This window comes from Streptomyces mirabilis, from assembly GCF_039503195.1.
Taxonomy (GTDB): Bacteria; Actinomycetota; Actinomycetes; order Streptomycetales; family Streptomycetaceae; genus Streptomyces; species Streptomyces mirabilis_D.
The window spans coordinates 5,025,567-5,038,619 of sequence record NZ_JBCJKP010000001.1 but is presented as its reverse complement, the minus strand read 5'-3'; the positions used below and the strand labels follow the sequence as shown (position 1 = coordinate 5,038,619).

Genomic DNA, 13,053 nt, shown 5'->3' with positions numbered 1-13,053 from the left:
GCTCTCTCACACCTCCAGCACCACCTTCCCCACCAACCCCCGCCCCTCAATAGCCGCATGGGCCTGGGCCGCGCGTTCGAGTGGAAACACCTCCCCGATCACCGGCCGCAGCCGTCCCGCCGCGGCCTCGGCATAGGCGTCGGAGGTGAAGCGGCGCAGGTCGGCGGGGCCGAACTGGACGTCGGCGATGCCGAAGAGCTCGATCCCCCGGCGGGTGGCCTCCGCCGTGTCGAGGCGAGAGAAGCCGCCCGACGGCGCCCCGTGGGCGGAGAACCGGCCGCCGTCTGCCGTCAGGGGCAGGGCCGCGGCCCCCAGGCCGCCGCCCACACCGTCCAGGACGACGTCCGCCCCCTCGACGGCCCCACCGAGCGCCTTGCGGGCGGCGGACACCCAGTCGTCCCGGGTGGCGTCCACCACGTCGTCCGCCCCGAGGTCCCGTACCAGGGCGAGTTTGGCGTCTCCGCGGGCCACCGCGACCACCCGCGCCTCGCGCTCGTGGGCCAGTTGGACGAGCAGCGTGCCCATGCCACCGGAGGCGCCGAGGATCAGTACGCGGTCGCCGGGGCCCACGGCGGTCAGGTTGAGCAGGCCGTTGGCGGTGACGCCGTCATGCACCAGGGCCGCCGCGCTGCGCAGGTCCAGGCCGTCGGGCACCACCGTCAGCGCCGACACCGCCGCCACGGCCCGCTCCGCGTAGCTGCCCGTGACATAGGACGTGACCCGGCGCCCCAGCCACTCGCCGGGAACGCCCGCCCCCACGGCACCGACGACACCGGACACGCCGCCCCCGGGGACGTACGGCGGAGCCACCTGGAACCATTCCCGCCCCCACCCCGCCCGCACCTGCGTCTCCACGAAGATCGTGTCCGCGTACGCCACGTCGATCACGACCTCCCCCGGCGCCGGAGCCGGATCGGGAAGTTCCACGGGAACCAGGACCTCGGGGCCTCCGAACTCCTTCACCTGCACCGCACGCATCGCAACGCTCCTCAAAGCCGAAGACAGGCATGGCCGAACGCCGGACAGTCTTCGACCTGAAGCCTGGTTGAGGTCAAGGAGGGCCAAGGAGGGCCAAGGAGGACGAAGGAGGAACCAAGGAGGACCCCGCAGGGCCGGGGAAGGTCGGGGAGGCCAGGGAGGTGCCGGGGCGTGCGTAGGCTCGGGGCATGGGTGAGATCGGACTGCGCGAGCGCAAGAAGCAGCGGATGTACCAGGCCGTCTCCGACATCGCGATCGGACTCTTTCTGGAGAAGGGGTTCGACGCCGTGTCCGTCGCGGAGGTGGCCGCCGCCGCCGAGATCTCCAAGCCGACGCTCTTCCGGTACTTCCCGACCAAGGAGGACCTGGTCCTGCACCGGTTCGCCGATCACGAGGACGAACCCGCGCGCGTCGCCGCACGCGGACCGTCCCCGTTGACGGCGCTGCGCCGGCACTTCCTCGACGGGCTGGAGCGCCGCGACCCCGTCACCGGCCTCAACGACGCCCCGCAGGTCCTGGCCTATCACCGTCTCCTCTACGGGACGCCCTCCCTGGCCGCCGGGATGTTCAGATACCTGGAGCGGTCCGAGGCCGCGCTCGCCGGGGCGCTCGGCGGCGACCTCGGCGCACGGCTCGCCGCCGGGCAGATCATCGCCGTACAGCGCGTCCTCGCCCTGGAGAACTGGCGACGGATCGCCGACGGTGAGGCCGTCGAGCAGGTGGGGCCCGACGCGGTCGCCGCGGCCGAGGAGGCGTTCGCGCAGCTGGAGGCGGGTCTTCCGCGCTATGCGTAGCTCCATGGGGATGAGTGACCGGACAAAGAAAGATACCGAGTAAAAAATGTTACTCAGTAACGCTATTCGGTATCCTTGGCCGAGTGACGTCAACCGACCCCGCCCTCGCCCGCTCCCTCACCCGTGAACGCGCCCACCACGACGCCTGCCGGGCCGGCCTCGCCGCGATGGTCGACGGCGCCGAGGAGCAGGTCGTCACCGGTGAGGACGTCTCCGCCTCCGGTGCCGACGCCGAAGCGCTCGGCCGGCGACTGCGCGGCCAGGCCAGGGATCTGCGTGAACTTCCCGAAGGCCCGCTGTTCTTCGGCAGGCTGGACTTCGCCCCCGGCGGTGGTGAACACGCCGGGCAGAGCTACCACATCGGCCGCCTGCGCATCACCGAACACCCCGCCGCCCCACCCCTCGTCGTCGACTGGCGGGCCCCCGTCTCACGCGCCTTCTACCAGGCGAGCGCCCGCGACCCCCAGGGCGTGGCCGTGCGCCGGCGCTTCGGCTGGGCGCCGGGGAGCAAGGGGGACTCGGCCGACCTCACCGGCCTGGAGGACGAACACATCGGAGGGAGCCGACCCGATCGGGACGGCCACGGGGATGAGTACGCCCACCGGGACGAGGACGGTCGCCGGGATCAGGGGCATGAAGGCCCCTGGCTTCCGGAGAGCCGCATTCTCACGGGCGAGATCGAACGCCCCCGTGTCGGCCCCATGAGGGACATCGCCGCGACCATCCAACCCGAGCAGGACCACCTCGTCCGCGGGGACCTCGCCACGTCCGTGTGCGTACAGGGCGCCCCCGGCACCGGCAAGACGGCCGTCGGCCTGCACCGGGCCGCGTACCTCCTCTACACCCACCCCCAGCGCATCCGCCGCGGTGGACTGCTGATCCTCGGCCCCAACCCCACCTTCCTCGCGTACATCGCCGAGGTGCTGCCCGCCCTCGGCGAGGGCGGCGTACGGCAGTCGACGCTCGGGGACGAGATCGCCCGCCACCCCGTCACGGCGCGCGACGACGAGCGCGCCGCCGCCGTCAAACACGACGCACGGATGGCGGAGGTCCTGCGCCGGGCCCTGTACGGGAACATCGGCACGTACGCCGACCCGCTCGTCGTGCCGGACGGTTCGTACCGGTGGCGGCTGTCGGCCGAGGAACTGAACCGCATCGTGGACGGCGTACGGGCGGAAGAACCCCCGTACGGCATCGGGCGCGAGCGGGTACGGACGCGGGCCGTGCGGCGGCTGCGGGAACAGGCCGAATGGCGCGCCGGGCCCCAGACGAACGCCTGGGCGCGGAAGGTCTCGGGAGCCCGGCCGGTCGGCGCGTACGTCGACGCGGTCTGGCCCCGGATGCGGCCCGAGGAGGTCCTCGCCCGGCTCCTCACCGACGCCGAGGCGCTGGCCGACGCGGCGGACGGGCTGCTGGACGCCGACGAGCGGAAGGCGATCCTGTGGGCGAAGCCGCCCCGCTCGTACAAGTCGGCCCGGTGGTCGGCCGCCGACCTCGTCCTGCTCGACGAGGTCGCCGGGCTGGTCGAACACCCGAAAGGCTACGGCCACGTGGTCGTCGACGAGGCGCAGGACCTGTCACCGATGGAGTGCCGGGCGATCGCGCGCCGGGCCCCCTTCGGCTCGCTCACGGTGCTCGGGGATCTCGCCCAGGGCACGACGCCCTGGGCGGCCCGGGAGTGGGGCGAACTGCTCGGGCATCTCGGGAAGCCGGATGCGGCCGTGGTGCCGCTGACGATCGGGTTCCGGGTGCCGGAAGCCGTCGTCGGGCTCGCCAACCGGCTGCTGGCACGACTCGACGTGCGCGTACCGCCGGCTCGGTCGCTGCGCCGGGACGGGGAGCTGACGGTCCGCGCGGTCCCCGACGCACGGGACGTACTGCCCGCCACCGTCGACGCGGTGCGCGGCGCGCTCGCGCAGGAGGGGTCCATCGGCGTCATCGCGGCCGACCCGGACGTCGGGGGAGTGCGCGAGGCGCTGCGCGCCGCCGGGGTCGAGGCCGCGGGGCCCGAGGAACTGGGCGCACGTGTCGCGGTGGTGCCCGCCACCCTCGCCAAGGGACTCGAGTACGACCATGTGGTGGCCGTCGAACCGGCGGCCGTCGCCGAGGCGGAGGCGCGCGGCCTGCACCGGCTGTACGTGGTGCTCACCCGGGCCGTGTCGCGGCTGGAGGTCGTGCACGCGCGGCCCCTGCCCTGGTGACCCGGCGGCTACCGGGGCCAGGACCCGCCGTGTGACCTGGTGGCCAGCGGGCCAGGACCGGCCGGGTGACCCGGTGGCTACCACGGCAGGGGCTGCCCGTCGCGGAAGAAGCCGCCGGTCGGGCCGTCGTCCGGGAGGGTCGCCGCCCATACGACGCTCGCGGCGCCCTCCGCGACCGGGCGCCCACCGGGACCGCCCATGTCGGTGGCGACCCAGCCGGGACAGACGGCGTTGACGAGGACCCGGTCGGGGCCCAGTTCGGCGGCGAGCATGCGGGTGAGGGCGTTGAGGGCCGCCTTGGTCGACGCGTACGCGGGGGTGCCGCCGCCCATGGACGCGAGGGACGCGAGCTCGCTGGAGACGTTGACGACCCGCGGGTGCGGGCTCGCCCGCAGGAGCGGCAGCAACGCCTGCGTCAGCCGCCAGGGCCCGTAGAGATTCGTCTCGGCCGCCTCCCGTACGACGTCCAGGTCGGCGTCGGTCGCGCGCTGCCAGGTGTCGTACGTGATCGCCGCGTTGTTGACCAGCACGTCCAGGGCGGTGAGGTCCCGGGCGACCGCGGTGATGTCCGCCTCGGACGTGACGTCCAGGCGCAGCGGGTGCGCGCCGGGCCCGGCGGCGCGGGCCGCTTCCGCGGCGGCCTCGGCGGATCTGGCCGTCAGAAACACGGTGTGGCCCGCGTCGGCCAGCTGCCGGGCGACCTCGCGGCCGATGCCGCGGTTGGCGCCGGTGACGAGCGCGATCATGTGGGGTGCTCCTCGGGACGGTGACCGGACCACGGTAGGCGTGCGGGGTCCGGTCACCGCCCGCGCCACTCGGCGGAAGCCCGCCGGGCTCGGGAGCGAGCCAGGGGCCAGGGCCGGCCGGGCTCAGGAGCGGTTCAGGGGATGGTCACTGCCTCCAGGGCCGGGGTCAACTGTTCCTCCTCGTAGGCGAGATGGGCTTCCAGCTCCTCCGTCAGGCGCACCACCTCGGGGAGTACGCGGGTCGGGACCGCGGGCCGCTCGCCGACCACCCGGCGCAACTCCTCGATCAGCACCGTGATCCGCTCGTGTTCGACGCGCAGCCGGTCCAGGACCGGGGTGAGGCCGGGGTGGCGGTTGGCGAGGACACGGAAGAGACCGAGGTCCTCGCCGGCGTGGTGCCGGTGCAGGCCCTGGCAGAGGGAGAGGCAGTTGACCCGGAGCTGGGCGCCGAGGGAACTGCCCGAGACGGCGAACTCTTGGCGGATGAGCGCCAGTTCGCGCCGGAAGGCGTCGTGGACGACCCTCAGTGCCTCGCCCGGCGAGCCCGCGTCGACGTGCGGCGGACCGTTCCCGGGGATCTCGCGGAGCGCGACGACGGGGATCACCCGGTCCGTCTTCGCCTGGTACTCCGCCCATCCCTGGTCGGCCTCCACCGCGCGGGCGAAGAGCCGGTCGCGCTCGGCGCCCTCGAGGACGACGGCCTCGGCGTCGTAGGCGAAGACGCCGCTCTCGACCCGCACGCGCGGGTGGGCGACGAGGTTGCGGTACCAGTCCGGGTGCCGGTGCGCGCCCCCGGCGGAGGCGATGACGATGACGCGGTCGCCGCCGTCGGGGTAGTAGCCGACGGGGGTGGTGTGCGGGGTTCCGGTGCGGGCGCCGGTGGTGGTGAGCAGAAGGAGCCGGGCTCCCTCGAAATATCCGCCGACTTTCCCGTGGTGGGCGCGGAACTCTTCGATGACTTGCTGATTGAAGGGGTTGGGCATGCGTCGCTTTCTTTTGTTTTCGGGCAGGGTGAATTGCCGCGGGGCGTTTTGGGGCACGGCGCGGTAAGGGGGTGCGGGAGAGCGCGCGGAATTCCGGAGGAAGCGGACGCGCGGTGAGGTGAAGAGGTGGTGCGAAGAAGAGGGCGGTCGGGGTGGGCGGGGCTCCACCCCGCCGCGGCCTCACTCGGAGGCCGGGCAACCAACTCGCTCACGGCACAAGGCCGACCCGGCAGTCATGGGCGCAACGGTAATGCCGTACGCGCGTCGAGGCAATCCCGTATCGAGTGGAATACGGGATTGCCTCGGTGGCTTTCCTCGCTGTCAGTTGTCGAGAACGGCGATTTCGAGTCGGCCCAGTCGTTCCGGCTCCGCGATCACGTCGATTGCGGTGATCAGACCGTCCGCGAACGCGAAGACGAGTACCACGGAAAGCCGGCCGCGCGGAGCCATCGCCAGGCCGACCGTCCCGTCGACGAGCGCGACCCCGGTGAACGCGGCGCGGCCGGTCGCGGCCATCGCGCCCTTGGCCACGGTGTGCGCCCCGCGGACCACGACGGGTTCGGGGGTGGGGATGACGGCCTTGTCGGCGTGCAGGACCACGTCGGGGTGGAGCAGGGCGACCAGCGCGTCGAAGTTCCCGCCCCGGGTGGCGGCGAGGAACGCGTCCACGACCCGGTACCGCCGTGCCAGATCGGCCTCGGGCAGCGGCGAGGCGCCCTTGACCCGCCGCCGGGCCCGGCTGGCGAGCTGGCGTACGGCGGCCGGGGACCGTTCGAGCATCGGGCCGATCTCGTCGAAGGGCACGGCGAACATGTCGTGCAGCACGAAGGCGAGCCGTTCGGCGGGCCCCAGCGTGTCGAGTACGACGAGCAGGGCCACGCCCACGGAGTCGGCGAGCACCGCCTCCTCTTCGGGGTCCCGGCCGCCCGCCGGACCGACGACGGCATCGGCGACCCGTGCGTCGACGTGGACGTCGAGGGGCTCCTCGCGCTGTCGTTCGCGCGTGCGGAGCAGGTTCAGACAGACCCGGGCGACGACCGTGGTCAGCCATCCGGCGAGGTTCTCGACGCCGCTCGTGTCGGCGCGGCCGACGCGCAGCCAGGCCTCCTGGAGGGCGTCGTCGGCCTCGCTCAGCGAGCCGAGCATGCGGTAGGCCACCGCGCGCAGATGGGACCGGTGTTCCTCGAAACGTTCCGCCGCCACCACGTTCTCCCCCACCGTGTCACGTTCCTTCCTCGCCGGGTGTCAGAGCAGTAGACCATCGAGATTGGAGAGGCCATGACGATTTTGACGACACCCATCCTGGTCACCGGCGGCACGGGAACCCTCGGGAGCCATGTCGTCCCGCTGCTGCGGGCGGCCGGTCGCGAGGTGCGGATCCTCAGCCGCCACAGCCGTGAGTCCGTGGCGGACCCCGGCGTCGAGTACGTCGCGGTCGACCTGCTCACGGGCGAGGGGATCGAGCCCGCGCTGGCGGGGGTGGACACCGTCCTGCACCTGGCGGGAGGCAACAAGGGAGACGACAGCGCGACGCGGAATCTGGTGCGGGCCGCGACGAACGCCGGTGTACGCCACCTCGTGCACATCTCGGTCATCGGCGCGGACACGATGCCGATCGGCTGGTTCAGGACCCAGCTGGCGGCCGAGCGGGAGGTCACGGAGTCCGGCATTCCGTGGACGATGCTGCGTGCGGCCCAGTTCCACGACCTCGTCCTGACGATGGCGGAGAAGATGGCGAAGCTGCCGGTCGTCCCGGTCCCCGGCGGACTGAGGTTCCAGCCGGTGGACTCGCGCGAGGTGGCGGCCCGGCTGGTCGAGTTGACGCTCGGGGACCCGGCCGGTCTCGTCCCCGACCTGGTCGGCCCGACGGTGTACGGCCTCGGTGACCTCGTTCGCGGCTACCTCGAGGCCGACGGCAGGCGCCGCCCGCTGCTTCCCCTGCGGATGCCCGGAAAGGCCGGCCGCGCCTACCGGGCCGGCGACAACCTCTCCCTCACCGACGCCGACACCGGCAAGCGCACATGGGAGAAGTTCCTCGCGGAGCGGGTGGGTTGAGCGAGGGAGAGCGAGGAGCGAGGGAGATCTGCTGAAAGCCTGGCCGCCTTCGCCGGCTGCGGAAAAGGGGCCACCCAAAAGGGGTTACCCACTCCTTTCCACTCTCAACGTATAGCGCACAGGGGGGCTTGCGGCAAGGCCCGGGGCGTGCCGCAGAATGACCGGCCAAGGCCAGTACCTGCGGAAATGGCGGATTCGCGAAGTGTGTGCGGCCGAAATCCAATCTCGTTGAATGGGCGTTTGAGGTTTGATGATTGACGTGATCGTGGTCGGCGGTGGACCGACCGGCTTGATGCTGGCCGGAGAGTTGCGGCTGCACGGTGTGCACGTGGTCGTACTGGACAAGTTGACCGAACCGACCGAGGAGTCCCGCGGGCGCGGCCTGCACACGCGCAGCGTCGAGATCATGGATCAGCGCGGTCTGCTGGACCGATTCCTCGCGGTCAGTGAGAAGTTCCAGGTCGGCGGTTTCTTCGGCGGCATCCTCAAGCCGTGGCCGGACCGGTTGGACACGGCTCACCCGTACGGTCTGTCCACCCTGCAGCCGACCACCGAGCGGCTGCTCAACGAGCGTGCCCTCGAACTCGGCGCCGAGATCCGGCGTGGCTGCGAAGTGGTCGGGTTGAGTCAGTCCGACGACGGGGCCGGGTCCGGGGTGACCGTCGAGCTGGCGGACGGCACGCACCTGCGCTCGCGCTATCTCGTCGGATGCGACGGTGGCCGCAGCGTGGTGCGCAAGGAGCTCGGTGTCGGTTTCCCCGGTGAGCCCGCCAAGGTCGAGACGCTGCTGGGCGACATGGAGATGACCGAGGATCAGGCGACGGTCTCCGCCGTCGTCGAGGAAGTCCGCAAGACCCAACTGCGGTTCGGCACCATCCCCAACGGGGACGGCACGTACCGCGTCATCGTGCCCGCCGAGGGCGTGTCCGAGGACCGTATGACCGCGCCGACCATCGAGGAGTTCAAGCAGCGGCTGCGGGCCGTCGCGGGCACCGACTTCGGCGTGCACTCGCCGCGCCGGCTGTCCCGGTTCGGCGACGCCACCCGGCAGGCCGAGCGCTACCGGGTCGGCCGGGTGCTGCTGGCCGGCGACGCGGCGCACATCCACCCGCCGACCGGCGGGCAGGGACTCAACCTCGGCGTGCAGGACGCGTTCAACCTCGGCTGGAAACTGGCCGCCGAGGCCAACGGCTGGGCACCGGAGGGGCTCCTCGACAGCTACCACGCCGAACGGCACCCGGTGGGCGCCCGCGTGCTGGACAACACCCGCGCGCAGATCACGCTGCTGGGGACCGATCCGGGTGCGACCGCGCTGCGGGAGCTGTTGTCGAAGCTGATGGACTTCGAGGAGGTGAACCGGTACGTGACCGGGATGATCACCGCGGTCGGGGTCCGCTACGACTTCGGCCAGGGCCATGAACTGCTCGGCGGGCGGATGCGGGACGTGGGGCTGAAGCGGGGGCGCCTCTATGAGCTGATGCACGCCGGTCGCGGGCTGCTCCTCGACCAGACAGGCCGGCTCTCGGTGGCGGGCTGGGCGGACCGGGTCGACCACGTCGTCGACGTCAGCGAGGAACTGGACGTGCCCGCGGTGCTGCTGCGGCCGGACGGCCATGTGGCGTGGGTCGGTGAGGACCAGCGGGATCTGGTCGGCCGGCTGCCCGAGTGGTTCGGCGCCGCGGTCGGTTGAGCGCGCGGGCACCCCTTCGTGGCGCGGCGCACTTTTGCAAGCGGGTGCTTGCAATTGTTAGCGGAGGTGCGGCAAGGTGGAGGCATGGCATCACTCAACGTCGGCAATCTCGGTGAGTATCTGCGCGAGCAGCGGCGCAACGCGCAGCTGTCGCTGCGGCAGCTCGCCGACGCCGCCGGGGTGTCCAACCCGTATCTGAGCCAGATCGAGCGCGGGCTGCGCAAGCCGAGTGCGGAGGTGTTGCAGCAGGTCGCGAAGGCGCTGCGGATCTCCGCCGAGACGCTGTACGTGCGAGCCGGCATCCTCGACGCCGAGCGGGACCGGGACGAGGTGGAGACACGTGCCGTCATCCTCGCCGATCCCACGCTGAACGAGCGGCAGAAGCAGGTGCTGCTCCAGATCTACGAGTCCTTCCGCAAGGAGAACGGATTCGAGATCACGCCGGACCTGGCCCAGAACGTGACTCAGGACATGGCGCAGGACGAGGCACAGGGCATGGCAGAGCACATATCGGGCACCCAGCAAGCGCCGGACACCGCCGTCCGGGGCCCCCGCACGGCCGACGGCAGCGATGCCGATCCGCAGCAGACCGCCAGTTGACGACAACGACGTGCAGCACCGCAGGCCCCCACGCGGGCCTGCCGGTCTTGTTGCGGAACACCAAAACCCTCAGCTGAAAGCGACCGGAGGACCATCACCATGGCCATCACCGACGACATCCGCAAGGCCGCCACGGACCCCACCCCGCTGTACTTCCTGGCCGGCACCGCCGACCTGGCCGTCCAGCAGGCGAAGAAGGTCCCCGGCCTCGTGGAGCAGATCCGCGCCGAGGCCCCGGCGCGGATCGAGACCGTGAAGAACATCGACGCGAACACCGTCCAGGAGAAGGCCGCCACCCGCGCGAAGGAAGCGCAGGAGACCATCCAGGCCAAGGTGACGGAGTTCATCAGCACCCTCGACACCGACCTGAAGAAGCTCGGTGAGTCCGCTCAGGACCTCGCCCTGCGCGGTGTCGGCGTCGCCGCCGAGTACGCCGTGAAGGCCAAGGAGACGTACGAGAAGGTCGCCGAGCACGGCGAGCAGACCGTGAGGACCTGGCGTGGCGAGGCCGCCGAGGAGATCGAGGAACTGGCCATCGCCGTCGAGCCGAAGGCCGAGCCGGTCGAGGTCAGGTCCGAGGACAAGCCGGCCGCGACCGCCGCCGTGCCCGCTCCGGCCAAGAAGCCGGTGGCGAAGAAGGCCCCGGCCCGCAAGGTCACCGCCAAGAAGCCGATGCCGCCCGTGAAGTAGCGGACGACGGGACTCCTCGTCTCGGGACGAAAGGTCCGGACGAAGGGTCAGGACGACGGGCCGGGCACTCTCAGAGTTCCCGGCCCGTTCTGCGGGTACGGTGGCCGTAGAGATGAATCGACTCGGGCGGTGGGCATAGTGCTGTTGACGGCATTCGGCGGCTTCTTGTCGCTGATCTTCCTTGCCATGCTGGTGCTCGCCGTGGTGGCACTGGTGATGGCAGCGGTGGCCCGCGAAGACGCGTACCGCGCGGCCGACAAGCAGAACAAGATGTTCTGGCTGATCATCCTGGGCATCACGGTGGCCGTGAACCTGCTGGTCCCGATCATCTTCCTGCAGATCGCGGGGCTGGTCGCCACGATCGTCTTCTTCGTGGACGTACGCCCCGCGCTCCGTCAGGTCTCCGGCGGTGGCCGGGGCCGCCGCGGCGGAAGCAGCAGCGACGGTCCGTACGGCCCCTACAACGGAGGCCGCTGACCACCGGCGGTCACGTTCAAGCCGACCACCGGCGGTCAGTCCTGCGGGCCTGAGGGTTGCGCGGGCCGGGCCGTCGGGCGGGCCCGACCGTCACGCGCTCGTACGGCGTGACCGTTACGCGGTCGTACGGCGGGCACGGCGTGACGGTCGCACGGCGATCACGGCGATCACGGCGATCACGGCGTCCGGTCCAGCAGGAGCACCGCCACGTCGTCCGTCAGCTCTCCGCCGTTGAGGTCCCTGACCTCGTTCACCGTCGCCCGCAGCAACTCCTCGCCCGCCAGGCCCTCGGCGAGCCGGCGGCGTACCAGGTCCACCATGCCGTCCTGGCCCAGCCGCTCCTTGCCCTCGCCGATGTGACCCTCGATCAGGCCGTCGGTGTAGAGCATCAGACTCCACTCGCCGCCCAGCTCCACCTGCTGGCGCGGCCAGCGGGCACCGTGCAGCAGGCCGAGCGCCGGGCCGCCGTTCTCGTACGGCAGTAGCTCGGCGGGGCGGCCGGGGCGGGAGATCAGCGGGGACGGGTGACCCGCCAGGCAGAGCCCGGCGCGGCGCCCGTCCGGCGCGATGTCCACCGTGCACAGCGTCGCGAAGATCTCGTCGTTCTCGCGCTCGTGCTCCAGGACCTGCTGGAGGGTGGACAGGAGTTCGTCGCCGCACAGGCCCGCGAACGTCAGCGCCCGCCAGGCGATGCGCAGCTCCACGCCGAGCGCGGCCTCGTCGGGCCCGTGTCCGCAGACATCGCCGATCATGGCGTGCACCGTGCCGTCGGGCGTACGGACCGTGTCGTAGAAGTCGCCGCCGAGCAGGGCGCGGGAGCGCCCCGGGCGGTAGCGCGCGGCGAAGCGGAGCGAGGAGCCCTCCAGGAGAGGGGTCGGCAGCAGACCGCGCTCCAGGCGGGCGTTCTCCTGGGCGCGCAGCCTGGACTCGGTGAGTCGGCGCTCGGCCTTGTCGGAACGTTTCCGCTCCACCGCGTACCGGATCGCGCGGCTCAGCAGCCGTCCGTCCAGCTCGTCGCGGAACAGATAGTCCTGGGCGCCGACGCGCACCGCCTCCGCGCCGCGCTCGGCGTCACCGGAGGCGGTGAGCGCGAGGACGGCGTGCCGGGGCGCGAGCCGCAGCACGTGCTTGAGCGTGGTCAGCTCGTCGTCGCTCTCGGTGGCCGCCCGGCCGGGGGCGGGCAGCGCGAGGTCGAGCAGGATGCAGTGGACGTCGTCGGTGAGCAGCCGCTCGGCCTCGGTGAGGTTGCGGGCGGTCCGGATGCGGATCGGCTTGCCGGCCGCGTCGAGCATCTCGGGCACGCTGAGCGAACCCGCCGGGTCGTCCTCGATGACCAGCAGGGTCAGATTCGTGGTGCTGTCGACCGGGGTCGTGGCGGCGTGGGGCGCCGGTGCTGCCCCGGCCGGGCCGCCGGTCGCTTCTCCGGATGGGCCGCCGGGTGAGAACGCGCCTTGAGCCTGACCGCTCTCCACGGCCGGGATCGCTCTCTGCCGCGGTATGGGTACGGGCATCGTGTGGGTTCCTTCCCTCCCCCGAGGGCGTGGTGGGGCGAAGGTCCTCGACCCACCGACGGGGACCATAGCGGTAGCGGACGCCGCAACGGAATGGTGTGCGTCGTGACGTCCGGCAGGCGGCCACCGTCATATGCCGCATCCTGTACCGCACTTGGACAGGATGGGGTCGTCCCCGGGATGACGAACGTCACGTCCACGAAGTCGAGGGGTAAGTACAACCGTGGGGTGGGTCACGTGCGGTGCATCACGAGGGGCAGGGCGCTTTTTCGTGGTTGGTGGCGGTTTGGCCGCTCAGGCCGATCGGTCGGCCCGATCCACCCCGGCT

The 13,053-nt window shown here is 71.8% G+C and carries 12 protein-coding genes; 7 read left to right on the top strand and 5 right to left on the bottom strand.

What is annotated here, in order from left to right:
* Window positions 1-6: 6 nt before the first annotated feature.
* On the bottom strand, window positions 7-978 hold the full coding sequence (locus tag AAFF41_RS23250) for a zinc-binding dehydrogenase (RefSeq protein WP_343324581.1): 972 nt from the start codon (window positions 976-978) through the stop codon (window positions 7-9).
* A gap of 188 nt (window positions 979-1,166) precedes the next feature.
* Here AAFF41_RS23250 and AAFF41_RS23245 point away from each other — a divergent pair, with 188 nt between their 5' ends.
* The gene (locus AAFF41_RS23245; RefSeq protein ID WP_054232410.1) at window positions 1,167-1,772 is read left to right on the top strand and encodes a TetR family transcriptional regulator; all 606 of its coding nucleotides are present in this window, start codon (window positions 1,167-1,169) and stop codon (window positions 1,770-1,772) included.
* A gap of 83 nt (window positions 1,773-1,855) precedes the next feature.
* On the top strand, window positions 1,856-3,973 hold the full coding sequence (locus AAFF41_RS23240; protein ID WP_343324580.1) for a HelD family protein: 2,118 nt from the start codon (window positions 1,856-1,858) through the stop codon (window positions 3,971-3,973).
* 77 nt (window positions 3,974-4,050) lie between these two features.
* On the opposite strand, the gene AAFF41_RS23235 is transcribed toward AAFF41_RS23240, so the two are convergent.
* The 3 genes from AAFF41_RS23235 to AAFF41_RS23225 all read right to left on the bottom strand — a co-directional run bounded on the left by AAFF41_RS23235 (window position 4,051) and on the right by AAFF41_RS23225 (window position 6,920).
* Window positions 4,051-4,719, bottom strand: coding sequence for an SDR family NAD(P)-dependent oxidoreductase (locus tag AAFF41_RS23235; RefSeq protein WP_319748640.1), 669 nt, complete (start codon window positions 4,717-4,719; stop codon window positions 4,051-4,053).
* 134 nt (window positions 4,720-4,853) lie between these two features.
* A complete protein-coding gene (locus AAFF41_RS23230) occupies window positions 4,854-5,702 on the bottom strand; it encodes a nitroreductase/quinone reductase family protein (RefSeq protein ID WP_343324579.1) in 849 nt (282 codons plus the stop codon).
* Between the two features lie 321 nt (window positions 5,703-6,023).
* Window positions 6,024-6,920: a sigma-70 family RNA polymerase sigma factor gene (locus AAFF41_RS23225; RefSeq protein ID WP_319748642.1), complete on the bottom strand. Its 897-nt coding sequence runs from the start codon at window positions 6,918-6,920 to the stop codon at window positions 6,024-6,026.
* Window positions 6,921-6,980: 60 nt separating this feature from the next.
* Here AAFF41_RS23225 and AAFF41_RS23220 point away from each other — a divergent pair, with 60 nt between their 5' ends.
* The 5 genes from AAFF41_RS23220 to AAFF41_RS23200 all read left to right on the top strand — a co-directional run bounded on the left by AAFF41_RS23220 (window position 6,981) and on the right by AAFF41_RS23200 (window position 11,214).
* The gene (locus tag AAFF41_RS23220) at window positions 6,981-7,757 is read left to right on the top strand and encodes an SDR family oxidoreductase (RefSeq protein WP_343324578.1); all 777 of its coding nucleotides are present in this window, start codon (window positions 6,981-6,983) and stop codon (window positions 7,755-7,757) included.
* A 250-nt stretch (window positions 7,758-8,007) separates the two neighbouring features.
* Entirely contained in the window at window positions 8,008-9,447 is a 1,440-nt protein-coding gene (gene rox / locus AAFF41_RS23215) for a rifampin monooxygenase (protein WP_343324577.1), read from the top strand.
* An 84-nt stretch (window positions 9,448-9,531) separates the two neighbouring features.
* Window positions 9,532-10,047: a helix-turn-helix domain-containing protein gene (locus AAFF41_RS23210; protein WP_319748645.1), complete on the top strand. Its 516-nt coding sequence runs from the start codon at window positions 9,532-9,534 to the stop codon at window positions 10,045-10,047.
* Between the two features lie 99 nt (window positions 10,048-10,146).
* A complete protein-coding gene (locus AAFF41_RS23205) occupies window positions 10,147-10,737 on the top strand; it encodes a hypothetical protein (RefSeq protein ID WP_319748646.1) in 591 nt (196 codons plus the stop codon).
* 138 nt (window positions 10,738-10,875) lie between these two features.
* Window positions 10,876-11,214: a DUF2516 family protein gene (locus tag AAFF41_RS23200; protein WP_054232467.1), complete on the top strand. Its 339-nt coding sequence runs from the start codon at window positions 10,876-10,878 to the stop codon at window positions 11,212-11,214.
* Window positions 11,215-11,390: 176 nt separating this feature from the next.
* Here AAFF41_RS23200 and AAFF41_RS23195 read toward each other — a convergent pair whose 3' ends face one another.
* Window positions 11,391-12,725, bottom strand: a complete 1,335-nt coding sequence (locus tag AAFF41_RS23195) for a PP2C family protein-serine/threonine phosphatase (protein WP_319748647.1) — start codon at window positions 12,723-12,725, stop codon at window positions 11,391-11,393.
* Between the last annotated feature and the right edge of the window lie 328 nt (window positions 12,726-13,053).

Bases quoted from the DNA above. Each gene is read 5' to 3' on its own strand.
- AAFF41_RS23250 (WP_343324581.1), bottom strand. From the start codon at position 978: ATGCGTGCGGTGCAGGTGAAGGAGTTCGGAGGCCCCGAGGTCCTGGTT.
- AAFF41_RS23245 (WP_054232410.1), top strand. From the start codon at position 1,167: ATGGGTGAGATCGGACTGCGCGAGCGCAAGAAGCAGCGGATGTACCAG.
- AAFF41_RS23235 (WP_319748640.1), bottom strand. From the start codon at position 4,719: ATGATCGCGCTCGTCACCGGCGCCAACCGCGGCATCGGCCGCGAGGTC.
- AAFF41_RS23230 (WP_343324579.1), bottom strand. From the start codon at position 5,702: ATGCCCAACCCCTTCAATCAGCAAGTCATCGAAGAGTTCCGCGCCCAC.
- AAFF41_RS23220 (WP_343324578.1), top strand. From the start codon at position 6,981: ATGACGATTTTGACGACACCCATCCTGGTCACCGGCGGCACGGGAACC.
- rox (WP_343324577.1), top strand. From the start codon at position 8,008: ATGATTGACGTGATCGTGGTCGGCGGTGGACCGACCGGCTTGATGCTG.
- AAFF41_RS23210 (WP_319748645.1), top strand. From the start codon at position 9,532: ATGGCATCACTCAACGTCGGCAATCTCGGTGAGTATCTGCGCGAGCAG.
- AAFF41_RS23205 (WP_319748646.1), top strand. From the start codon at position 10,147: ATGGCCATCACCGACGACATCCGCAAGGCCGCCACGGACCCCACCCCG.
- AAFF41_RS23195 (WP_319748647.1), bottom strand. From the start codon at position 12,725: ATGCCCGTACCCATACCGCGGCAGAGAGCGATCCCGGCCGTGGAGAGC.